At 74.6% G+C, this 22,948-nt stretch carries 16 protein-coding genes and 1 pseudogene; 10 read left to right on the forward strand and 7 right to left on the reverse strand.

The annotated features are described in order from the left end of the window. The first annotated feature begins 113 nt into the window (after nucleotides 1-113). Nucleotides 114-1,679 carry a M1 family metallopeptidase gene (locus AQJ58_RS21805; protein WP_067252490.1) on the forward strand — a complete coding sequence of 522 codons (1,566 nt, stop codon included), beginning with the start codon at nucleotides 114-116 and terminating at the stop codon, nucleotides 1,677-1,679. A gap of 65 nt (nucleotides 1,680-1,744) precedes the next feature. On the opposite strand, the gene AQJ58_RS21810 is transcribed toward AQJ58_RS21805, so the two are convergent. After that, nucleotides 1,745-2,845, reverse strand: coding sequence for a mechanosensitive ion channel family protein (locus tag AQJ58_RS21810; RefSeq protein ID WP_067252491.1), 1,101 nt, complete (start codon nucleotides 2,843-2,845; stop codon nucleotides 1,745-1,747). A 230-nt stretch (nucleotides 2,846-3,075) separates the two neighbouring features. After that, the gene (locus tag AQJ58_RS21815; RefSeq protein ID WP_420712173.1) at nucleotides 3,076-4,035 is read right to left on the reverse strand and encodes a lysylphosphatidylglycerol synthase transmembrane domain-containing protein; all 960 of its coding nucleotides are present in this window, start codon (nucleotides 4,033-4,035) and stop codon (nucleotides 3,076-3,078) included. Between the two features lie 147 nt (nucleotides 4,036-4,182). Between AQJ58_RS21815 and AQJ58_RS21820 the strand changes: the two genes are divergently transcribed. After that, nucleotides 4,183-6,075, forward strand: a complete 1,893-nt coding sequence (locus AQJ58_RS21820; protein ID WP_067252493.1) for an ABC transporter ATP-binding protein — start codon at nucleotides 4,183-4,185, stop codon at nucleotides 6,073-6,075. On the opposite strand, the gene AQJ58_RS21825 is transcribed toward AQJ58_RS21820, so the two are convergent. Further along, nucleotides 6,072-6,806: a DUF6585 family protein gene (locus tag AQJ58_RS21825; RefSeq protein ID WP_067252495.1), complete on the reverse strand. Its 735-nt coding sequence runs from the start codon at nucleotides 6,804-6,806 to the stop codon at nucleotides 6,072-6,074. The two genes, AQJ58_RS21820 and AQJ58_RS21825, sit on opposite strands and share 4 nt — an antisense overlap. 134 nt (nucleotides 6,807-6,940) lie before the next feature. On the opposite strand from AQJ58_RS21825, the gene AQJ58_RS21830 reads away from it, so the two are divergent. Further along, nucleotides 6,941-9,826: a helix-turn-helix transcriptional regulator gene (locus AQJ58_RS21830; protein ID WP_199844644.1), complete on the forward strand. Its 2,886-nt coding sequence runs from the start codon at nucleotides 6,941-6,943 to the stop codon at nucleotides 9,824-9,826. A gap of 9 nt (nucleotides 9,827-9,835) precedes the next feature. Here AQJ58_RS21830 and AQJ58_RS21835 read toward each other — a convergent pair whose 3' ends face one another. The 3 genes from AQJ58_RS21835 to AQJ58_RS43410 are packed head-to-tail and all read right to left on the reverse strand — an operon-like array spanning nucleotide 9,836 to nucleotide 15,385. Continuing rightward, entirely contained in the window at nucleotides 9,836-12,187 is a 2,352-nt protein-coding gene (locus tag AQJ58_RS21835) for a bifunctional serine/threonine-protein kinase/ABC transporter substrate-binding protein (RefSeq protein WP_067252499.1), read from the reverse strand. Between the two features lie 10 nt (nucleotides 12,188-12,197). Continuing rightward, entirely contained in the window at nucleotides 12,198-14,507 is a 2,310-nt protein-coding gene (locus AQJ58_RS21840; protein ID WP_107122109.1) for a bifunctional serine/threonine-protein kinase/ABC transporter substrate-binding protein, read from the reverse strand. Continuing rightward, nucleotides 14,507-15,385, reverse strand: coding sequence for a hypothetical protein (locus tag AQJ58_RS43410; RefSeq protein ID WP_159056286.1), 879 nt, complete (start codon nucleotides 15,383-15,385; stop codon nucleotides 14,507-14,509). Before AQJ58_RS43410 ends, AQJ58_RS21840 begins: the two co-directional genes overlap by 1 nt. Before the next feature lie 344 nt (nucleotides 15,386-15,729). Here AQJ58_RS43410 and AQJ58_RS21850 point away from each other — a divergent pair, with 344 nt between their 5' ends. From AQJ58_RS21850 to pqqE, 7 genes and pseudogenes are all read left to right on the forward strand, one after another. After that, nucleotides 15,730-16,833 (forward strand): PQQ-dependent sugar dehydrogenase, encoded by a 1,104-nt coding sequence (locus tag AQJ58_RS21850; RefSeq protein ID WP_234360164.1) that lies wholly within the window; start codon nucleotides 15,730-15,732, stop codon nucleotides 16,831-16,833. Continuing rightward, complete coding sequence (locus tag AQJ58_RS21855; protein WP_079079093.1) at nucleotides 16,830-17,984, forward strand: PQQ-dependent sugar dehydrogenase; 1,155 nt, start codon at nucleotides 16,830-16,832, stop codon at nucleotides 17,982-17,984. Before AQJ58_RS21850 ends, AQJ58_RS21855 begins: the two co-directional genes overlap by 4 nt. 40 nt (nucleotides 17,985-18,024) lie before the next feature. Next, nucleotides 18,025-18,165, forward strand: coding sequence for a pyrroloquinoline quinone precursor peptide PqqA (pqqA, locus tag AQJ58_RS21860; protein WP_067252500.1), 141 nt, complete (start codon nucleotides 18,025-18,027; stop codon nucleotides 18,163-18,165). A gap of 9 nt (nucleotides 18,166-18,174) precedes the next feature. Continuing rightward, nucleotides 18,175-19,074: a pyrroloquinoline quinone biosynthesis protein PqqB gene (pqqB, locus tag AQJ58_RS21865; RefSeq protein ID WP_067252502.1), complete on the forward strand. Its 900-nt coding sequence runs from the start codon at nucleotides 18,175-18,177 to the stop codon at nucleotides 19,072-19,074. Continuing rightward, nucleotides 19,071-19,802: pseudogene (pqqC, locus tag AQJ58_RS21870) on the forward strand (pyrroloquinoline-quinone synthase PqqC); the annotation flags it as partial. The gene pqqB and the pseudogene pqqC, both read left to right, overlap by 4 nt. Before the next feature lie 224 nt (nucleotides 19,803-20,026). Then, nucleotides 20,027-20,299: a pyrroloquinoline quinone biosynthesis peptide chaperone PqqD gene (pqqD, locus tag AQJ58_RS42665; RefSeq protein ID WP_420712174.1), complete on the forward strand. Its 273-nt coding sequence runs from the start codon at nucleotides 20,027-20,029 to the stop codon at nucleotides 20,297-20,299. Beyond that, nucleotides 20,296-21,405 carry a pyrroloquinoline quinone biosynthesis protein PqqE gene (pqqE, locus tag AQJ58_RS21880; protein WP_067252503.1) on the forward strand — a complete coding sequence of 370 codons (1,110 nt, stop codon included), beginning with the start codon at nucleotides 20,296-20,298 and terminating at the stop codon, nucleotides 21,403-21,405. The genes pqqD and pqqE overlap by 4 nt, the downstream gene beginning before the upstream one ends. A 60-nt stretch (nucleotides 21,406-21,465) precedes the next feature. Here pqqE and AQJ58_RS21885 read toward each other — a convergent pair whose 3' ends face one another. Continuing rightward, a complete protein-coding gene (locus AQJ58_RS21885) occupies nucleotides 21,466-22,938 on the reverse strand; it encodes an APC family permease (protein ID WP_067252504.1) in 1,473 nt (490 codons plus the stop codon). Nucleotides 22,939-22,948: the final 10 nt, after the last annotated feature.

Consider the following 22,948-nt stretch of genomic DNA (forward strand, 5'->3'; position numbering starts at 1 on the left):
CGATGTCCGCCGTACGGGCAACCGATCGGCCGGATCAGGTGGTCCAGGGGGTAGAGAGTCGACCTCCTCCACCGGCCGGACCGACCATCCGGCCGCCCGAGCGAAAGCGGACCATGAGATATCGCACCAGAGTGACGGGCCCCGCCGCGGCCCTCATCGGCACCGCGGCCGTCGTTGTCGGGGGCAACACGGCCCAGGCGGCACCCGCGGGCGGCGGCACGGACGGGGCCGGGACGGCACCCGCCCCGGCCCCCGAGACCCTCGGCGACCCGGTCTTCCCGGCCCTCGGCAACGACGGCTACCGGGTCGCCTCCTACCACCTCGACCTCTCCTACGACGCCACGACCGCCCTGGTCGACGCCACGGCGACGCTGGAGATCCGTACCACCCGGTGTCTGTCCCGCCTCTCCCTGGACGCCCTCGGCCTGGACATCGCGTCCGTGAGCGTCGACGGCCGCACGGCACAGTTCGAACAGGTGGACGAGAAGCTGCGGATCGCGCCGGCCCGCGCGCTGGGCGACCGCGCCCGGGCCACGCTCCGGGTGACCTACACGGCCGACCCGCGCCGCGCCCTCCCGCACACCGCCTGGGTGCCCACTCCCGACGGGTTCGCGCTGTGCCCGCAGCCCGACTCGGCGCACACCGTGTTCCCCTGCAACGACCACCCGTCCGACAAGGCCGGCCTGACCGTCCGCATCACGGTCCCCGCCGCGCTGAAGGCCGTCGCGAGCGGCACCCTGGTGTGCACCGAGAACCTGGCCGGCGACCGGACCGCGTACACCTACCGCTCCCGCTCCCCGATCGCCACCGAGCTGGTGCAGATCACGGTCGGCGACTACGTCGTCAAGGACCGGCAGGGCCCGCACGGGCTGCCGCTGCGCGACGTCGTCCCCACCGCCCGGGCCGAGGCCCTGGAGCCCGCGCTCGCCCTGACCCCCGGCCTGGTGGAGTGGCTCGAACAGCGCCTCGGCGCCTACCCCTTCGAGACGTACGGCCTGCTGCCCTGCAACTCGGACGACCCGGCCGCCTTCGACTTCACCGGCCTGGAGACCCAGACCCTCACCCTGTACAAGCCGAACTTCCTGCTCCAGGCGGAGCCGAAGATCGGCTCGCACATGATGCACGAGCTGGTCCACTCCTACTTCGGCAACAGCGTCTCCCCCGCCACCTGGGCCGACCTCTGGCTCAACGAGGGACACGCCGACTTCTACGGACTGCTCTACCGCTACGAGCGCGGCTGGCCGGACTCGCTGGGCCTGACCACGCTCGAGGCCCGGATGAAGGACACGTACGCCCGCGGCGACCAGTGGCGGCGCAGCTCGGGCCCCGTCGCCGCCCCGAACGCGGCCAACCTCTTCGACAGCCAGCGCTACCTGGGCGGCGTCCTCGTCCTGTACGCCCTGCGGCAACTGATCGGCGAGGACGCCTTCCACGCGGTGGAGCGGGCGTTCCTGGCCCGTTTCCGCAACTCCGCCGCGTCCACGGACGACTACATCGCCGTCGCCTGCGAGGTCTCCGGCCAGGACGTCTCCGGATTCCTGCGCGACTGGCTGTACGGCACGAGCACCCCGAGGATGCCCGGCCACCCGGACTGGACGGTCACCCCGGTGCCCCCGTCCCTCACCGCCCCGCGCAGGAACTCCGGGGCCCGCCGGCACGAGAACTCGGCGACGCTGTAGGGCCGGTCGTCCGGATCACGTCGGCTGGGCCGCCATCATGATCCGAACGACGGTTTGGTTCCGGGTCAGTTGTCGAGGCGGGCGGGGGAGCCTCCGTCCGCCTCGACGGCGCCGGTCCGCTGCTGCGGGATCACGACCGCGCCCTGCTGGAGCGAGATGTTGCGGGCCGGGGCCGGGACCCGGATGCCCTCCTCGCGGTAGCGCCGGTGCAGCCGCTTGATGAACTCGTGCTTGATCCGGTACTGGTCGCTGAACTCGCCGACGCCCAGGATCACCGTGAAGCCGATCCGGGAGTCGCCGAAGGTGTGGAAGCGCACGGCCGGTTCATGGTCCGGAACCGCGCCGGCGATCTCCTTCATCACCTCGGCGACCACCTCCATGGTCACCCGCTCCACGTGCTCCAGATCGCTGTCGTAGGCCACGCCCACCTGCACCAGGACCGTCAACTTCTGCTCGGGGCGCATGAAGTTGGTCATGTTGGCCTTGGCGAGCTGCCCGTTGGGAATCACGATCAGGTTGTTGGACAGCGCCCGGACCGTGGTCTGACGCCAGTTGATGTCCTCGACGTACCCTTCCTCGCCGCTGCTCAGCTGGATGTAGTCACCGGGCTGCACGGTCTTCGAGGCGAGGATGTGGATGCCCGCGAACAGGTTGGCGAGGGTGTCCTGGAGGGCCAGCGCCACGGCCAGACCGCCGACGCCCAGCGCGGTGAGCATCGGGGCTATGGAGATGCCGAGCGACTGGAGCATCACCAGGAAGCCGATGGCCAGCACGAGCACGCGTGTGATGTTCACGAAGATCGTGGCGGAGCCGGCCACTCCGGACCGGGACTGGGTCACCGCCTGCACCAGACCGGCGATCACGCGGGCCGCCGACACCGTCACCACGAAGATCAGCAGCACCGTCAGGCACTGGTTCACGGTGTGCTGGACCGCCTTCGTCAGCGGCAGCACCGCCGCCGCGGCCGCCGCGCCGCCCGCGATCGCCGCCCACGGGACCACCGTGCGCAGCGCGTCCACGATGACGTCGTCGCCGCTCCACCGGGTGCGCTTGGCGTGCTTGCCCAGCCAGCGCAGCAGCGTGCGGGACAGGAAGGCCACGAGGAACCCGGTGGCCAGGGCGATCCCGGCGAGGACGAGGTCGTCCAGGGTCAGCGCGCGGTTCACCGGTCACCGCCGGCGGTTCGCTCCGCGGGGTGGGCGAAGACGCCCGCCGACGGCCGGATGTGAAGTCTCGTCACGAAGTCACCTGCTTGCTCACGGGATGTGCGGTCGTGCCCGTCCGTGAACGGGCACGGTCGTCCATCCTGCCGTATGGGGCACGGCGGTTCGCAACGCCGGGGACGTCCGGGGCGGCGACTTCCGGGCATGGGCCCGGGCCCGCCCGCACGGGGCGCTCAGATCACCTTCCAGCGCACCAGCGCCCCCAGCGTCACCGCCCCCGGCACGAGGGGCAGCCACACGGTGATGACGCGGTAGGTGAGGACGACCGCGGTGGCCAGAGCCAGGGGGCCGCCCGCCGCCACCAGGGCCACGATCAGGGCCGCCTCCACCGAGCCGATGCCGCCCGGGGTCGGGACCAGGGCCACCGCCACGGTCGCCGCCAGGTAGGCCACCGCCATGTGGGCCGGCGGGACCGGCAGGTCCAACGCCTGCCCCACCGCCGCCAGTCCGGCCGCCTGGAGCACCGGGAACGCCAGCGAGCCGCCCCACAGGGCCGCCGCCCTCGCCGGGCAGCTGTGCACCGAACGGGCCTCGCCGAGCGCGGTGCGCAGGAACGAGAACACGGCCGTCCGCAGCCGCCGTACGAGAGCCAGCGCGGCCGCCGCCAGGAGCACGACCGCCCCCAGCGCGCCCAGCAGCGGCCCGACCGCCCCGTGCGGCAGCAGCGAGCCGAGCCGCAGCGCGTCGGGGAAGAGCAGCAGCAGCGTGGCCAGCAGCCCCACCCGGGCCACGCCCTCCGCCAGCAGATACAGCGCGAGGGCGGCCGAGGAACGGGCCAGCGGCACCCCGCACACCGTCATGAACCGCAGGTTGACCGCGCTCGCGCCCAGCCCCGTCGGCAGCAGATGGTTGGCCGCGCCCGCCGCGAACTGCGTGGCGAGCAGCCGCAGCCGGGGCAGTGGTTGCACCACCGCCCCCTGCCGGGTGACGGCGGCGGCGACCCAGGTCAGACAGGTGGCCCCGGCCGCGGCCAGCAGCCAGGGCCACTGCGCGGTGCGCAGATGGCCGAAGCCCTCGGCGAGCACCGAGCGGTGGCGTACCGCGACCGCGGTGACCAGCAGGAGCGGGAGCAGGCACAGGACCCGGCGCAGGGGCAGGCGCCGGGGGAGCGGGGGGAGCGGAACCGCTGTCACAGGGAGAGAGGTTCTCCGCGCGGTCCCAACGGCGGGTTGCGGAAGCGGGGACGGCGCATTACGTAAGGTCATCGGGTCCTTCGGGGGTGCCTTCGCATACGGGTTGACCTCAACAAAGCTCGAGGTTCTACGGTTTCTCCCATGAGCATGGACGCCGTAGCCATGACGCAGCTGTACAGCGTCATGAACTCCCAGCAGGAACGCCGCCCCTTCGACCCCGCCACGCTGCGCCGCATCGGCGCGTTCGCGCGGCCGCACCGCCGCCGTATGACGCTGTTCGTGCTGCTCGGGGTGGTGACCGCGCTGCTCGCGGTCGCCACTCCCGTACTCGCCGGCCGGGTCGTCGACGCGATCGTGTCGCACGGCGACCCCGACCGGGTGGTGCGGCTGGCGCTGCTCATCGCGCTCATCGCGGTCCTGGAGGCGGCGCTGGGCATCCTCGGCAGGAGGCTGTCGGCGACGCTCGGGGAGGGACTCATTCTCGATCTGCGCACGACAGTGTTCGATCATGTGCAGAAAATGCCGGTCGCGTTCTTCACACGTACTCGTACGGGAGCGCTCGTCTCCCGACTCAACAACGATGTGATCGGCGCGCAGCGCGCGTTCAGCAACACCCTCTCCGGTGTGGTGTCCAACCTGGTCACCCTGGTGCTCACGCTCGCCGTCATGCTCACCCTGTCCTGGCAGGTCACCCTGCTGGCCCTGGTCCTGCTGCCGGTCTTCGTGATCCCGGCGCGCCGGATGGGCCGCCGGATGGCCGGCATGCAGCGCGAGGCCGCCGCCCTCAACGCCGCGATGGGCACCCGTATGACCGAACGGTTCTCCGCACCGGGGGCCACCCTCGTCAAACTCTTCGGGCGCCCCGAGGAGGAGTCGGCCGAGTTCGCCGCCCGCGCCGCCCGCGTCCGCGACATCGGCGTCCGCACCGCCACCGCCCAGTCGGTCTTCCTCACCTCCCTCACCCTCGTCTCCGCCCTGGCCCTCGCCCTCGTCTACGGCCTCGGCGGTCGGCTCGCCCTGAACGGCACCCTCGAACCGGGCGCCGTGGTCGCCCTGGCCCTCCTGCTGACCCGGCTGTACGCGCCGCTCACGGCGCTCGCCGGGGCGCGCGTGGAGGTGATGAGCGCCCTGGTCAGCTTCGAGCGGGTCTTCGAGGTGCTCGACCTGAAGCCGCTCATCGAGGAGAAGCCCGACGCCCGCGCGGTCCCCGAGGGCCCGGTGTCCGTCGAGTTCGACGACGTCCGCTTCGGCTACCCGTCGGCCGACAAGGTCTCCCTCGCCTCCCTGGAGGAGGTCGCCACCCTCGACACCCGCGGCGGCGAGGAGGTCCTGCACGGCGTGACCTTCCGCGCCGAACCCGGCCAGACCGTCGCGCTCGTCGGCTCCTCCGGCGCCGGGAAGTCGACCATCGCCCAGCTCCTGCCGCGCCTGTACGACATCGACGGCGGTGCCGTCCGCATCGGCGGGGTCGACGTCCGCGACCTGAGCGCCGGCTCGCTGCGGGCCACCCTCGGCATGGTCACCCAGGACGGCCACCTCTTCCACGACACGGTCCGCGCCAACCTGCTCCTCGCCCGGCCCGAGGCCACGGAGGACGAGCTGTGGGACGCGCTGCTGCGCGCCCGCCTCGACGGCCTCGTCCGCTCCCTGCCCGACGGCCTCGACACCGTCGTCGGCGAACGCGGCTACCGGCTCTCCGGCGGCGAACGCCAGCGCATGACCATCGCCCGGCTGCTCCTCGCCCGCCAGCAGGTCGTCGTCCTCGACGAGGCCACCGCCCACCTCGACAACACCTCGGAGGCGGCCGTCCAGGAGGCCCTCACCGAGGCGCTGGCCGGCCGCACCGCCGTCGTCATCGCCCATCGCCTGTCCACCGTGCGCGCCGCCGACCTCATCCTCGTCGTGGAGGCCGGACGGATCGTGGAACGCGGCACCCACGAGGCCCTCCTCGCGGCGGACGGACGCTACGCGGAGCTGTACCGCACCCAGTTCGAGGAGCCGGTGCCCGGGCAGGAACCCGAGCCGGAGCCGGTCGCCTAGACGGGTTCTCCCCGCAGGGCCGCGACCGCGGCCAGGAACAGATGGAGGTTGACGATGTCCTTGACGGCGTGGTGGGACCAGCGGACGGAGTCGCCGGACCGCGTGACGAAGACCAGGCCTCCCGCGACCCGGACCTCCCGGACCTCCGCCCAGGGGAGCCGGCCCTTCTTCGGGGCGGACAGCCCCTCGCGGGAGAGGTCGAGCACCCCGAAGGAGACCGTCCCGCCGTCCTGGAGCGTCTTCAGCACCGCCGGGCCCTGGGCCGCGAGGACGGCCTCCTGCAGGAAGGGGCCCCAGACGTCGGGGCCCTCGTAGAACTCGGTGATCCGTACGGACCCCTGGCCCGGCGCGCTCGCCGTGTAGACGTACCGGGTCGGGGCGGGGCGGCCGTTGAAGACGAGCTGGGTGATGTCCTGCTGAAGCCGCAGGGAGTCCCAGCGCAGGACGACCGCACCCCTGCCGACCGGCGGGTCCACCACGAGACCCTGCTCGAACAGATGCAGCCGTTTGCGGGACTGCCGCGGGCTGAAGCCGGCGTGGTGGCGGGCCTGCCACCAGTAGTACAGGACGCCCGGGACGAGGAAGAGCAGCGAGAGGTAGAAGGTGTTGAAGAGGTGGGCGGCGAACATCCACCTGCTCATCCGCTTCGGCGCGAACACGGCCCGCAGCGCGCCCAGCCCGTGGCGGGCGGCCAGTGCGGAGACCTCGGGAGAGGGGACGGGTGTGGTCATGAGGACACCTTTCGAGCCGTCCCCGGGCGGCGGCAACCGTGGTGTTACGTAGATCGCCTACCTATGTTCCCCGCCCGCGCTGTCGGTGGCGTACGGCAGGATGATCGGCAGGACGGGGCGCAGGGGGCGCGGACATGACGACGGAACGGATGCCGCTGGTCGGCCGGGACGCCGAACTGGCGCTGCTCGACGGGCTGCTGACCGACCTCGTCGCGGACGCGGCGGGCCGCCCGGCGGTGCTGGACATCACCGGCGAGGCCGGCATCGGCAAGAGCCGCCTCACCCACGAGCTGTGCCGGCGCGCGGCGGGCGCCGGAGCCACGGTGCTGCGCGGCCGCGCCACGGAGTACGAACGGCACATCCCCTTCCAGCCGTTCACCGACGCCTTCGCCGACCTCGACCCCGCCGTACCCGCGTCCTTCCCCGCCGCCGAGGTCGCGCCGGTGCTCACCGGCGCCGCCCGCCGCGCCGACCGCTTCGGCCTGCACCGCGCCACCGCCGCCCTGCTCGCCCACGCCGCCACCGCACCGCTGGTCATGGTGCTCGACGACCTGCACTGGGCCGACCCCGCCTCCCTGGAACTCCTCGACCATCTCGTACGGCACCCCCCGCGCGCCCGGGTCCTGCTCGCCGTCGCCCGCCGGGAACGCCAGAGCCCCGCCCCGCTCACCGCGACACTCCAGCGCGGCACCGACAGCCAGGCGGTGCGCCGCACCGTCCTCGGGCCGCTGGACGAGCAGGCGTGCCTGGAGCGGCTCACCCCCGGCCTGGACCGCGAGGAGGCCGTCCGGCTCTTCGCCGCGAGCGAGGGCAACCCCCTCTACCTGCTGGCCCTGCTCCAGGCGCACCGCGAGGGCGCCCCCGTCAGCCGGCTGTCCAGCACCGGACTCGGCGCGCTGCTGCTGGACGAACTGACCCCGCTCGGCGCCGGACAGCGCCGACTGGTCGAGGTGGTGGCCGCCCTCGGCGATCACGCCACCCCCGCCCTGCTCGCCCCGGTCACCGGCCGCGCCCCGGCCGACCTGGCCGCCGACCTCGCCGAGCTGACCCGCCGCGACCTGCTGCGCCCCGGCCCGCACGGACGGCTGACCCTGCGCCACCCGGTGCTGCGCAGTCTCGTCCACGACGGCACGGACCCCTGGCTGCGCACCGAGACCCATCGGCTCGCCGCCGCCGCACTGGCCCGCGCCGGAGCCCCGCCCGCCGAGCGGGCCCACCACGCAGAACGCTCCCTGTCCGGCTGGGACCCCGAGACGGCGGACGTACTGATCCGGGCCGCCGAACAGGCCGCGCACACCGCGCCCGCGAGCTGTGCGCACTGGCTCGGCGTGGTGCTGCGGCACCTGCCGCACACCCCGGACCGAGCGGTGCGCCGCCGTGATCTGATGCTGCGCCGGGCCCGCGCCCTCGGCGCCTGTGGCGAACTCCGCGCCAGCCGCGACCTGCTGCACCAGGTGATCGCCATGCCGGACCCGGCCGGCGGGGCACCCGGTGACGGTCTCGCGGAGGGCACCGTCGAGGAGGCCGGCGGATCGCGCGCGTCCGCCGTCGTACTGTGCGCCGTGATGGAACGCCATCTGGGGCGCTACTCGGAGGCGGTGGCCCTGCTCCGCCGCGAACTGCACCGCACCGACCCGGCGCCCTCACCCGCCGACCAGGTCGCGCTCGGCCTGGAGCTGGGCTCCTCCGCCCCGCACGACACGTCGTACCCCACCGTGCGCGCCGACATGGCCCGCACCCTCGCGGTGGCCCGCTCCCTCGGCGACGAGGTGGGCGTCGCCGGCGCGCTGGCCGTCGCCGCGCTGGGGGAGGCCTACGAGGGCGAGACGGCCGACGCCGACCGGTACGCCCGTCAGGCGGCGGCCCTGGTGGACTCGCTGCCGGACGACGACCTCACCGGTCTGTGCGAGCAACTCGCCCGGCTGGGCTGGGCCGAGGCGTTCCTGGAGCGCTTCGCCGACGCCGAGCGGCACGCCGACCGGGGGCTGGCCATCGCCCGCCGCACCGGCCAGCTCGCCCTGCTGCCCCATCTGCTGCTGTGCAAGGCGCATGTGCACGTCCAGATCTGCCGTCCGGTGTCGGCGGTGGAACTGGCCGAGGAGGCCGAGGACATCGCCCGCGGCATCGGCAGCGACGAACTCCTCGCCTTCGTCCTCGGCACCAAGGCGCACGCGATGGTCGCCGCCTGCCCGCCCGGCGACCCGCGGCCCGTGGCGGTGGCCGAGGAGGCGGTCGGCGCGGCCGGACTGGGCGTCAACTGGTGGGCCTCCATCGCCCGTTGCATGCTCGGCTATGCGGCGCTCACCGCCGGCGACCCGGCCCGCGCCCGCGAGGCGGTGCTGCACGCGGGCGGCCCGGATCTGGGCCGGCTCCAGCCCTCGATGCGCCCGCTGTTCCTGGAGATCCTGGTGACCGCCTCCCTCGCGCTCGGCGAGGTGGACGCGGCCAAGGACTGGGCGCGGCGGGCCCACGAGGAGGCCGAGCGGCTGGGCCTGCCCGTGCAGCGGGCCGCGGCCCTGCGCAGCGGCGCCCACATCCCCCTCGGCCTCGGCGACTCCCGGGCCGCGGCGGAGCTGTTCGTGGCGGCGGCCGAGGAGAGCGCCCGCAGCGGTGCGCTGTTCTGGGAGGCCTTCTCCCTGCTCCTGGGCGCCCCGCTGCTGGCGGCGGACCCGGACGGGCCCCGACAGGGGCGGGCCGCCTGGCAGCGGGGGCGCAGAGTGGCCGCCGCCGGGGGATCCGCGATGCTGACCACACTCGCCGACGCGGTCGGCCCCACCGTGGCCGAGGCCGCCGACGGCCCGGAGCGCCGGCTCGCCGAACTGACCGCCCGCGAACGGGAGATCGCCGGACTGGTCGCCGAGGGACTGACCAGCCCCACGATCGCCGCCCGCCTGTGTCTGAGCCGGCGCACGGTCGAGACCCATGTCTCGCGGATCTACCGCAAGACGGGTGTCTCCTCGCGCGCCGCCCTCGCCGTGCTGATCGCGGCGCGCCCGCCGGGGACCGCGTTCAGCGGTTGAATCCCATGCTCAGGGCGCGGCCGTGGAGGTGGAGGCGCCGGTGGCGTCCGCGTACTGCCCGAGAAAGCGGAAGGCGCCCCCGGACGCCCGGAAGAGATACATCGCGTCCCGGCTGTAGCGCGTGCTGGACGCCGTGTAGTGCAGCCGCTTGGTGATCCCCCGGTAGTCGGTCTCCCGCAACCGGCCCACGACGGCGCCCCGTTCGGCTCGGTCCGGACCCAGCGCGGTCAGGGCGCCGGCCACGAACAGGGTCGCGTCGTAGGCCTCGGCGGCATACGGCGGCGGGGCGGTGCCGAAGCGCGCGCGATAGGCGGTGACGAACGGCTTCGCGGCCGTCACCTGGGCCGGGTCCAGGTAGGAGGTCGCGAACACCCAGCCGGCGGCGGCGTCGCCCGCCGCGCGGAGGAAGCGGGTGTCGCAGGCGCGTTCGGTGGCCAGCCGGGCACCGGCGAAGCCGGCCGAGCGCAGCGCACGGGCCAGCCGCGCGGCCCGCGCGTACCCCCCGCCGAACACCACCGCGTCGGCCCCGGCACCCGTCACCGCCTCGGCCAGGGCCCGGAACGCGCCGTCCGTGGCGGCGTCGGCGGCCAGGGTGCGCCGGATCACCGTGTGCCCCGCGCGCAGGGACTCGGCGAGCTCCGAGCACAGGTGCCAGCTGAAGTCCCCCTCGGCCGCGTCGTCGATCAGCACCGTCCGGCGGGCGTCGGCGGTGTGCACCAGGTACGCCAGCAGGGGCGTCACGAGCGTCGCGTCGTTCGGGCGGGTGGCGGCGTACACCCGGTAGGTGAAGGCGGAGACGTCGTCGAGGCCGACCGACACGGACACCATCGGCAGCAGGGCCTTCTGGTACAGGGCGAGGGTGGCCTGGGTGCAGGCGTCGGTGCTCGGCCCGAGCACCGCGCGGACCCGGGCGTCGGTCGCCAGCCGCCGGGCGATCTCCTGCGCCCGGCTCGGCTCGCCCCGGTCGTCGTGCACCTGGAGCGCCAGGTCGAAGGTGCGCCCCGTCCGGGAGTTGAGCCGGTCGACGGCGAGCCGGACCCCGTTCTCCTGGGCCCGGCCCGTGGTCCGGCCGCCGCCGCTGAGATCGGCGTGGACGGCGAGCGTCAGGTGGGGAAGCGCGGTGGAGCCACCCTGGTCCGCGGTCCCGCCGTGGCGTCCGGCGGTCCACCAGGCCGCCGTGCCGGCCGCGGCCAGCACCCCCGCGGCCGACCCCAGCACCAGGAACCGCCGTCGCGTCGGGCTCCCGCCCGATCCGGCCGCCGTCGTCCCGCCGCCTCCCTCACCCCCTGCCGTCGCCTCACCGTCGTCGCCTGCGGTGACCGGCACCTCGGTGGCGGAGACGTCGGGCAGCGCGAGCACGGCGGCCGATCGCCGGGCGATCAGCCGGGTCAGCCCCTCCGGCAGCCAGACCTCACCGCGTGGCCCGTCCCCGTGTGCGTCGGCCGAGGGCCAGGGTCCCGCCCCTCGCTCGCCGCCCCGGCCCCACGGACCCTCCCCGTGCTCTGCGCCCCCGCCCCGAGGATCACCCCCGCGCGCGCCGCCCCCGTCCCAGGGGCCGGCGTCTTCCCACGCCCGACGGATCTCGGCCACCCCGGGCCGGGCGCCGGCCTGCTTCTCCAGGCAGGCGCGCAGGAGCGGCAGCAGGGGTTCCGGTACGCCGTTCAGATCGGGTTCGTCGTGGACCGTGCGCATCAGGGACTCGGCCGCGGATCCCGGACCGAAGGGACGCTCGCCCGTCGCGGCGTACGCCAGCAGGCAGCCGAGCGAGAACACGTCACTGGCCGGCCCGATCTCCCGGCCCCGCCCCTGGGCCTGCTCGGGGGAGAGGAACCCGGGCGAGCCGACCACCATGCCGCTCGCGGTGAGCGCGGTGTCCTCCGGCATCCGGGCGATCCCGAAGTCGATCATGCGGGGCCCGTCGACCGCGAGCAGCACGTTGCCCGGCTTGACGTCCCGGTGCACCAGCCCCGCCCCGTGCACCGCTTCCAGCGCCTCGGCGAGCCGGGCCCCGAGAACCCGGACGGTCGCCTGCGGCAGCGGACCGCACTCCTCGACCGCCTCGGCCAGCGACGGGCCCGGGACGAACGCCGTGGCCAGCCAGGGCGAGGCCGCGTCCGGGTCCGCGTCGAGCAGGGGCACCACCCAGGGGTTGACGACCCGGCCCGCCGTCTCCACCTCCCGGCGGAACCGGGCCCGGAACCCGGGGTCGTCGGCGTGCCCGGCGCGGATCACCTTCAGCGCCGCGAGCGAACCGTTCGTGGAGCGGGCCAGGTACACCACGCCCATGCCGCCCGCGCCCAGTCGGCGCAGCAGCCGGTAGCCCCCGATCCCGGCCGGATCGGCGCCGCGCAACGGCTCCATCCACACCCCCTCAGGCGGTGACCTGGTACGGCGCCCAGCCCTGGTAGGCGAACCGGCCGCCGGTCACCTTCCACAGGTAGACACCGCTGCCGTCGACGACGAGCGCCCCGGTCTTCCTGTCGAACGCCAGATTCCGGCTGATCCCCTTGTACGAGGCCGAACGCAGCGCCGTCGTCAGCCGGGCCCGGGTGCGGTCCCCGACCGCCAGCGAGCCCAGCGTCCTGAGCACGAGCTGCGCCACGTCGTACGTCTCGACGGAGTACCGCTCGGGCTCCGCGCCGTAACGCTTGCGGTGGGCGGCGGCGAACGCCTTGGCCTCGGGCGCCGTCGCCGCGTCCATCACCGGGGCGAGGATCGCCCAGCCCTCGGCCGCGTCCCCGGCGGCGGACAGGAACCGGGCGTCCAGCAGCCCCTGCGCGCCGGCCCGGGCGCCCGGGAACTCACGGCGGGTCAGTTCCCGCGCCAGCAGGGCGGCCCGGTCGTGGTAGCCGGCGAACACCACCGAGTCGGCGCCCTTGTCGAGCAGCGCGTCCAGGGTCGGCGCGAAGTCGGTCCGCAGCGCGCTCACCACCTTCGGCACGGCCGGCTGCCGGGCGTCGCGCAGGATCCGGCTGAGCGTGCTGCTGATCTCCCAGCCGTAGGTGTCCGCCGCCCGGTCGTCCACGATCCCGATCCTGCGGGACTTGGCGGTGCCCCGCAGATACGCGCTGAGGTAGAACGGCAGGATCGTGTCGGTGACCCGGGCGTGCAGGAAGGACCGGCTGCCCGTCACGTCCAGCACGGTGGCGCCGGGCGACACCGCGATCAGCGGCAGCGACGCGGCGTCGTACGTCGCCAGCGAGGCCAGCGCGGTGGTGTCCGTGGTGGGACCGACCACGGCGAGGACGGTACGGTCCGCGACGAGCCGCTTGGCCACCTCGGCCGCCCGCGCCGGATCACCGCCGTCGTCGACCGTCTTCACGGCGAGCGCGAACCGCGCGTCGCGCCGGGCGTTGAACTCGTCGACCGCGACCCGCAGCCCCCGCTCCTGGGCCCGCCCGACCGCCTTCTGGTCACCGCTCAGATCGGCGTGCAGCCCGATGGTGTACACGGGCCGGCTGTCGTCCGGCGCCGCGCCGGACCCCTTGCCCCCGCCGTCGCCGAAGGGCGTCCCCCACACGGCCAGCGCGCCCCCGCCCGCCGCGACCAGCGCCGCCGCGCCCCCGGCCAGCAGCAGGAAGCGGCGCCGGCCGGTGCCGCGTTCCTCGGGAGCGGCCGGGGACGGCACGGTCGCGTCCGAGGTGTCGATCTCGGTGTCGTCGACGCCGGGCAGCGCGAGTCCCGCCGCCGACCGTTCCGCGATGAGCCGGACCAGCGGCTCCGGCAGCCACGCCTCGTCCCCGGCGACCGCGTCCTCGGGTGTCCTCCCCTCCGGCACCGGCGCGGACCGGGCGGACCCGTCCGCGTCCTCGGGGCGCACCGCCCGCAGCGCCTCACGCGGGTCGGGCGGCGCGGCGGGCGCGGAGGGCGCGGTAGGCGCGGCGGCCGGCAGGGACCGGGCCAGCGCCTCGGCCGTGGGCCGCCGCTGCGGGTCCTTCTCCAGACAGCCGCCCACCACCCCGGCGATCTCCTCCGGGACCCCGTCCAGATCGGGCGCGTCGTGCGCCGTGCGGTACAGCAGCGCGTCCAGCGCGCCGGTGCCGAACGGAGGGCGGCCGGTCGCCGCGTAGGCCAGCACGCAGCCGAGCGAGAACACGTCACCCGCCGGCCCCGACTCGCGCGCGCCCCGCGCCTGTTCGGGGGAGAGGAACCCGGGCGTGCCGACCACGACCCCGGTCGAGGTGAGCGAGGTGTCCCGGGGATCCCGGGCCACCCCGAAGTCGATCAGCCGCGGCCCGTCCAGCGCCAGCAGCACATTGCCCGGCTTGACGTCCCGGTGCACCAGCCCCGCGGCGTGCAGTTCCCGCAGCGCCTCGGCGAGCCGCGCCCCCAGCACCCGCAGCGTCCCCGCGGGCAGCGGCCCGTGCGCGGCGACGGCCTCGGCGAGCGAGGGCCCCGGCACGAACACGGTCGCCAGCCAGGGCTGTTCCGCCTCCGGGTCGGCGTCCACCAGGGGCGCCACCCACGGGCTGGTCATCCGGCGCGCGGTGTCCGCCTCGCGCCGGAACCGCTCCCGGAAGCCGGGGTCCTCGGCGTACTCGGCCTGGATCACCTTCAGCGCGACCAGGGTGCCCCCGGCCGAACGGGCCAGGTACACCACCCCCATGCCGCCCGCGCCGAGCCGCCCGAGCAGCCGGTGGCCCGCCAGCCGCGACGGGTCGGAGGTACGCAGCGGCTCCATCAGTTCCCCTTCAGGCGCAGCTGGATCCGTTCCAGCATCTTCGCCACGGCCTCGGCTCCCACCTGGTTCAGCTCCTCGTCGGTGTTGCCCTTGCCGCCCGTCACGGAGACGGCCACCACGACCGTGCCCAGCCGGGCGACCATCCAGGAGTACGACTGGGCGGCGCGGCCGTTCTCGGTGTACCGGCCGGTCTCGATGACGGAGTCGTCGGCGTACCCCTGGTCGCGGGCGCCGAACGGGGTGCCGATCGAATTGAGGCCGGTGATCCGCGCGTCGGCGCGCGGCTGCTGCTCCGGGCAGCGCAGCACCTCCTCCAGGGTGGTGGAGATCTGCTCGTCGGCGCCGAGGACCGAGGCGTGCACGGTGGTCGCCGCCGTCACCTTGACCGCGCCCTTGCCCCCGGCGGCCGGCAGCCGGCTGTAGCGGGACGAACTGGCCAGCACCCCGCGCGGCAGTTTCTCCCGCTCCCAGCGGCAGTCGTCGTCCAGCACGGCCCAGGTGCCCGGGGTGCTCGCGGCCGGCCGCTGGGCGACGAAGCCCCGGCCCCAGTCGCCGGCGGCGAGCACGACCGCGTCGGCGAGGACCGCGCCCTCCTTGGCGGTCCGGGGGACCAGCGCGGGGTCGGCGGTGAAGAGGACGGAGCCGGAAGGAGGCGCCGTGGCCCCCGTCCCGGCCGTGGCCCCCGTCCCGGCCGTGGCCCCCGTCCCGGCCGTGGCCCCCGTCCCGGCCGTGGCTCCCGCCCCGGCGCCGGCCGACGGCGAAGCGCTCTTGCGGGCCGCCCCGCCGTCCGCCCCCTGGGCCGAACACCCCGCCAGCAGGCTCCCCGCCACCAGCAGGGTCACCCCCGTACCCCGCACGCCTCGGGCGTTGCCTCTCACTCGGTCCCCTCAACACGGCTCACAGCGTTCGACACACCGAACGTAGTCGGCCCCCGAAGCCGGACGCCTCCGTAGAACCACGTATCCGATTACGTATTCGTCCAGGGTGCACCCTGGACGACCGGCCCGTCAGCAGGATGGACGATCTCCGGTGGCCCGGCCGGAAATCACCCCCCGATACTCCTTGAGGGAGCCGATCCGGGAGAGCCGTGCCGTGCGACGGCACACGCTTCCCGTCTCCCCGCTCTCTCCGATCAGGCGGCGCCCTCCTTCCTCGACGGGGCCGGTCACCGCCACGCCCCCACGACAGGAAAGGCTTCGGAATGTCACGCTTGGCGCAACCGGTGCCGCATCGAGTCCGGCACGGCCGGGCCGCGGTCGTCGCCCTCACCGCTGTCCTCGGCACCTGCCTCCTCCAGCCCGCACCGCCCGCGGCCGCCGACGCCCGGGCGGACACCCGCGCGGCCGGCGCACCGACGGGCGTCAGCGTTCTGTCGCGGGGCTGGACCAGGCCCTGGGGCATCACCTTCCTGCCCGGCGGGAAGCGGGCCCTGGTGACCGAGCGCTTCACGGCCGGCGTATGGCTCCAGTCGAGCGACGGCACCAAGAAGAAGGTGGGCACCGTGCCGAACACCGTGCCGCCCTCTCCGAGCGGCGGCAAGGGCGGACTGCTCGGTGTCGCCCCGTCACCGACCTGGAACGGCACCACGGACCGGGACGTCTTCTTCGTCCACACCGCCGCTTCCGAGATCCGCGTCGTGCGCATGCACTTCGACGGCAGCAAGCTGAGCGACTACAAGGTCGTCCTCGGCGGCATCACCCGGGGCGGCGACCACAACGGCGGCAAGCTCGCATTCGGCCCCGACGGCTATCTCTACGTCAGCGTCGGCGACGCCCTCAAGCGCAACCTCGCCCAGGACAAGAAGTCCCTCAACGGCAAGGTCCTGCGCATCACCAAGAGCGGTGCCGCGGCGCCCGGCAACCCGTTCGGCACCCGGGTCTACAGCCTCGGCCACCGCAACCCGCAGGGCCTCGCCTGGGACAGCCGCGGCCGGCTCTGGGAGACCGAGATCGGCGAGAACACCTGGGACGAGCTCAACCTCGTCGAGCCGGGCCGCAACTACGGCTGGCCCAGCTGCGAGGGATCCTGCGCCAAGGCGGGGATGACCAACCCCAAGAAGGTATGGCACCCCGACCAGGGCGGTGTACCCGCCCAGATCGCCGTCAAGAACGACGTCGTCTACGTCACCACCCTGCTCGGGCAGCGGCTGTGGGCGCTGCCGATCGACGGCACCGGCAAGGCCGTCGGGGCCGGGAAGTCGTACTACAACGGCAGCTACGGCCGGCTGCGCGCGCTCGCCAAGGTGCCCGGCACCGACCGGCTCTGGGTCGGCACGACCGACGGCGGCGACGGCAAGGACCGCATCCTCGAAGTCACCGTCAAATGAGCCCGGACCGCCGCGTGGTGGCCGCCGCCGTCACGGCCGCCGGCGCCGCCCTCGCGCTCTGCGGCGCGCACCCCGCGCCGGCGGTCGGCCACCCCGGGCCCGGCGCCCCCCGGGCCGCGGCCGAACCCTCGGCCGTCTCCGTCCTCTCCGAGAGGTGGAACCGGCCCTGGACCGTCACCTTCCTGCCGGACGGGCAGAAGGCACTGGTCACCGAGCGGCACAGCGCCGCGGTCTGGACGGTGGCGCGGGACGGCTCCCGCACCAAGGCCGGCGAGGTGCCCGCCACCGTCTTCGCCCCCACCGGCGGCGACTTCGGCGAGGGCGGCGGGCTGCTCGGCGTCGCCCCCTCGCCCACCTGGAACGGCACCACCGACCAGGACGTCTACTTCGTCCACACGGCCGCCTCCGAGACCAGGGTCGTCCGCATGCGCTACGACGGCACCTCGCTCGGCGACTACCAGGTCCTGCTCGGCGGCATCGCCCGAGGCGGGGACCACAACGGCGGGAAGATCGCCTTCGGCCCGGACGGCTACCTGTACGTCAGCACCGGCGACGCCCGCAACAAGCCCCTGGCCCAGGACCCGGACTCCCTCAACGGCAAGATCCTGCGCCTCACCACCAGCGGCGCGGCGGCGCCCGGCAACCCCTTCGGCACCCGGGTCTACAGTCTCGGCCACCGCAACCCCGAGGGCTTCGCCTGGGACGCGCGCGGCCGGCTGTGGGAGACCGAGATCGGCGACTCCACCTGGGACGAGGTCAACCTGATCAGCCCCGGCGCCAACTACGGCTGGCCCACCTGCGAGGGGACCTGCACCACCCCCGGCATGACCAACCCCCTGCACGTCTGGCACCCCGCCGAGGGAGGTGTGCCCGCGCAGGCCGCGATCGCCGACGACGTCCTGTACGTCTCCACCCTGCGCGGCGAGCGGCTCTGGGCGCTGCCCATCGACGCCACCGGCACCGGACTCGGCACCGCCGTGGCGTACTACACCGGCGCCTACGGCCGGCTGCGCGCCCTTGCCAAGGTGCCCGGCGCCGACGAACTCTGGCTCGGCACCAGCGACCGGGGCACCGACAAGGACTCGCTCCTGAAGGTCACCCTCGGACCGGCTCCCGCCCCGGCCCCCCAGGCTCCCCTCACCGAGGGGTGAACCCATCCCGACCCGTCCCTCCGGAAGGAAGGCACCCACCATGAACGACACCACCGAGCGCGCGGAGCACCGGCCCACGGCCCCGGCCGAGGCGCCCGACAGCGCTGTCTGGCGGACCCCCGGCTACACGGTCGTCGACACCGCCCTGGAAGTCACCGCCTACTCCCTCGCGGCCCGCTAGCCCGCCGCCGTGCTGCTCCAGCTGCTCGGCACCGCGGCCGGCGGCGGCATCCCGCAGTGGAACTGCGCGTGCCCCGGTTGCTCCGGGGCACGCGCGCATCCCGAGCGCCGCCGCCGCCACGCCTCCCTCGCGGTCCGTACGGACGACGGCCGCTGGTACCTCGTCAACGCGACCCCCGACATCGGCGACCAGATCGAGGCCCACCCCGCGCTCCACCCCGGGCCCGGCCCCCGCCAGACACCGATCGCCGGGGTCGTCCTCACCGACGCCGAACTCGACCACACCCTGGGCATCGCCCGGCTGCGCGAGGCCGACGCCCTGGAGATCCACGCCACGGCCCCGGTCCGCCGGGCCCTTCAGGACCGCCTGCGCCTCGGCGACATCCTCCGCCCCTACACCTCCCTGACCTGGCGGGACCTCCCCGGCCACGGCGCGCACCCGCTGGGCCCGCCCGACGAGGGCCTGCGGATCACCGCCGTCCCCGTCTCCGCCAAGCGTCCCCGGTACGCCGCCGACGCCCCCGAGGACGAGGCCTGGGTGGTGGCGCTGCGCCTGTACGAACCGGCCACCGGCCGTACGGCGGTCTACGCGCCCGCCGTCGCCGCCTGGTCCGACGCCCTGCACCGGGTCGCCGCCGAGGCCGACTGCGTCCTCGTCGACGGCACCTTCTGGGACGACGAGGAGCCGCGCCGCACCGGCATCTCCTCCCGCACCGCCACCGGAATGGGCCATCTGCCCATCGACGGTCCGGGCGGCACCGCGGGCATCCTCGCCACGCTGTCCGCCCGCTGCTACTACACCCACCTCAACAACACGAACCCCCTGGTCGACCCGACCGCGGCGCAGCACAAGCGGCTCGCCCGGCTGGGCATCGAGGTGGCCGACGACGAGTTGGTGATCGAGCTGTGACCACGACCCTCGCCCCCCGGGCCGAAGCCGGACCCTGGGACCGCGCCGCGTTCGAGGACCGCCTGCGCGCGGTGGCCCGGGAGCGCTACCACGACCGGCACCCCTTCAACCTCCGGATGCACGAGGGCGACCTGCGGCCCGAGGAGATGCGGGCCTGGATCACCAACCGCTTCCACTACCAGCGGCACATCCCCGTCAAGGACGCGCTGATCACCGCCAAGCTGGACGATCCCCGGCTGCGGCGGATGTGGGTGCGGCGCATCGAGGACCACGACGGCCGCGCGGACGGCGAGGGCGGCATCGAGCGCTGGCTGCGGCTCGGCGAGGCGGCCGGCCTGGACCGTCGCGCCCTGCTGAGCGGCGACTCCGTCCTGCCCGGGGTACGCCTGGCGGTCGAGGGATACGTCAACTTCTGCCGGCTGCGGTCCCCGCTGGAGGCCGTCGCGGCCTCGCTCACCGAGCTGACCGCACCCGATCTGATGCGGGTGCGCATCGACGCCTTCGCACGCCACTACTCGTGGATCGAGCCGCAGGGCCTCGGCTACTTCCGCACCCGTGTCGACCAGGGCCGGCGGGACAGCACGGAGGCCCTCGCCCTCGTCCTGGACTGGGCCCGCACCCGCGAGGACCAGCGGCGGGCCCTGGCCGCGCTCACCTTCAAGTGCGAGGTGCTGTGGGCCCTGCTCGACGCGGTCCAACAGGCCGGCACCGGGAACCGGGCCCCCGGCCCCCGGGCGGACCTGCGCCCGTGGCGGTCCACCGCCCGGGGTGAGCACACCACGGGGGACGGACCCGGCACCCGCACCGAGCGAGCGGTCCCTGCCGAGCGGCCGGAGACGGACAGCCGGCCCTGGCGGCGCGGTGCGGGCCGCAGCGGTGGGCCCCGGCCGGTCGGCGCGGCGGACGGCGGCGCGGCGGCCCGGCGGGATCTGCGGCCCTGGCGGGTGCGGGGGTGACGGCGACGGACGTCACCGCCTGGCGCCCGGCCCTCGCGCCGGCGCTGATGCTGCGGCACGACCCGGTGCGCGGCGCCGACCTGCTGCTCCTGCCCGAACGGGTGGTCGTCCTCGAAGGCCATGCGAGCCAGGTCGTCGGCCTGTGCGACGGGACGCGTACCGTCCCCGGGATCGTCGGCGAACTCGCGGCGCGTTTCCCGGGCGCCCCGGTGGCCGCGGAGGTGCCCGCCTTCCTCGACCGGCTGCGCGGGGAGGGCTGGCTCAGATGACCCCCGCCGGCCCGCCTGCCCGCCCCTGGGCCCTCCTCGCCGAACTCACCCACGCCTGCCCGCTGCACTGCCCGTACTGCTCCAATCCACTCGAACTGGCCCGGCGCTCGGGCGAACTCGGCACCGACGAGTGGGCCGACGTCCTGCGGCAGGCCGCCGCACTGGGCGTGGTCCACACGCACCTCTCCGGCGGCGAACCGCTGCTCAGGCCCGACCTGGAGCGGATCGTCGCGGCCGCCGAGGCCGCCGGCGTCTACACCCAGCTCGTCACCAGCGGCACCGGCCTGGACGAGCCCCGGCTGGGCGCGCTGCGCGCGGCGGGGCTGCGCAGCGTCCAGCTCTCGGTGCAGCACTCCGACGCCCTGACCAACGACCGGATCGCCGGCCGCCCGTCCGCCTTCGCCGCCAAGGAGCGGGCCGCCGCCCTGGTCCGCGCGGCGGGCCTCCCGCTCGGCCTCAACGTCGTCCTGCACCGCGACAACCTCGACTCCGTCGGCGACCTCATCGACCTGGGCGAGGCCTGGGGCGCGGACCGCGTGGAGCTGGCCAACACCCAGTTCTACGGCTGGGGCCTGCTGAACCGGGCGGCCCTGCTGCCGACCCGCGAGCAGCTCGCCCGCGCCCGGGAGACCGTCGAGCACCGGCGCGAGCGGCTCGCCGGCCGCATGGACCTCGTCTGGGTCGTCCCCGACTACTTCGACGGCATCGCCAAGCCCTGCATGGGCGGCTGGGGAGCGGTCTCGCTCACCGTCACCCCCGACGGCACCGCACTGCCCTGCCCGGCCGCGGCCGCCCTGCCCGGCCTGGACCCGCCCAACGTACGGGACCACCCGCTCGCCTGGATCTGGGATGAATCGCCCGCCTTCACCCGTTACCGCGGCACCGACTGGCGGATGACCGGTCCCTGCGGCACCTGCCCCCGTCGCGAGGAGGACTTCGGCGGCTGCCGCTGCCAGGCCTACGCCCTGACGGGCGACCCGGCCCGCACGGACCCGGCCTGCGCCCTGTCCCCGGACCACACCCTGCTGACCACCCTCACCGACCCGCGCACCGCGGCACCCCCACCTCCGTACGTCTACCGCAGGCCGGGAGCATCCGTGCCCTGACGGGGCGCGGGGCCCTACCGGCCTGCGGCTCCGCCGCGCGGGCGCGACCGGCCCGCGGGGCTACTCGACGTCGGCGACCACCGACCCCACCCGCTCGGCCAACGTGGGATCCCGCCGCACCAGCACCGTGGCGTACCCGACGGAGACGACCAGCGCCACCAGCGCCACATAGGGGAACCAGCTGTACGGCGCCGGCTGCCCCGGCTTGGCGAGGTAGTACAGCGGGACGAGGATCGCCAGCGCCCCGATCGCCGGCAGCACCAGGTGCCGTACGGTCCGGAACTCCTGCGGCCGGTAGCGGCGGTAGTACAGCGGCAGCGCGATGTTCGAGGCGAGATAGACCAGCAGGATCAGCAGCGCGCCCAGGCTGGAGGACTCCGTGAAGAAGACCACGGGGTCCATCCGGCCGCCGTCGGGGCCGAGCACGTGCCCGAGCCCCCAGCCGCCGATGATCAGCAGCGAGGTGACGGCGAAGGTCACGATCGCGTTGTTGGGCGTACGACGCGTCGGGTGGACGTACCCGAAGAACGACGGCAGCAGTCCCTCGCGTCCGGCGTTGAAGATCAGCCGGGCCTGGGAGTTGATGCCGGCGATCAGCACGCCGAGGGTGGAGGTCAGCCCGCCGACATAGGCGAGGACCGCCAGCGCACCGAGGGTGTGGTGGGCGACGTCGATGAAGGGGAGGGGGGAGTCGCCGAGCGCCGCCGTGTCGTAGCCGAAGCCGGTGACGGTGGCGTACGAGAACAGGATGTAGCTCACCGTCATGATCGCGACGGAGAAGAGCACCGCGCGCCCGACGTTGCGCCGCGGGTTCTCCGTCTCCTCGGCCAGTGCCGCCGAGTTCTCCCAGCCGATGAACAGGTACACCGCCAGCGGGAACCCGGCCGCGAGCCCGCTGAGGCCGTGGCGCAGATGGCCCGGCAGGAACGGGGCGGCGGACAGGCCGCCGCGGTGCTCGAAGAGCGCCGCCGCCGACACCACGACCAGCACCAGCATCTCCACGCCGAAGAAATAGCCGGCCCATTTGGTGGAGACCACGATCCCGCGCAGCATCAGCACCACCGACACCCCGGTCAGCAGCAGCGTCCACAGGATCCACGGCAGGTCGATGCCGGTGTAGTGGTGCAGGGTGATCTGCACGAACCCGCCGGAGATCGCGATCACCGAGGCCATTGCGATGATGTAGCCGAGTCCGGCGAGCAGCGCGGTGGTCACGGCGCTGACCGGCCCGAAGGTCTTGCCGACGAAGGTGATGAAGCTGCCCGCCGACGGGTGCGCGCGGGAGAACTCGGCGAGCGTGTTGCCGAGCAGCGCGACGGCGACGCCCGCGGCGGCGATGGTGAGCGGGGAGGCGACGCCGGCCGTGGCGGCGAGGAAGGCGAAGCCGAAGAAGAAGCTCATGGCCGGGCCGACGTTGGCCATGGTGGCGGCGGCGATGTCCGCCATGCCGAGCACACCGCCGCGCAGCCGCTGGGGCGTGCCGCCGGCGGGGCCCGACGTCGGCGGCGGGCCGACGGCTCCGGGGTCGGACATGGCGACTGCT

Origin of the sequence: Streptomyces sp. DSM 15324 (assembly GCF_001514285.1) — a bacterium.
Classification (GTDB): domain Bacteria; phylum Actinomycetota; class Actinomycetes; order Streptomycetales; family Streptomycetaceae; genus Streptomyces.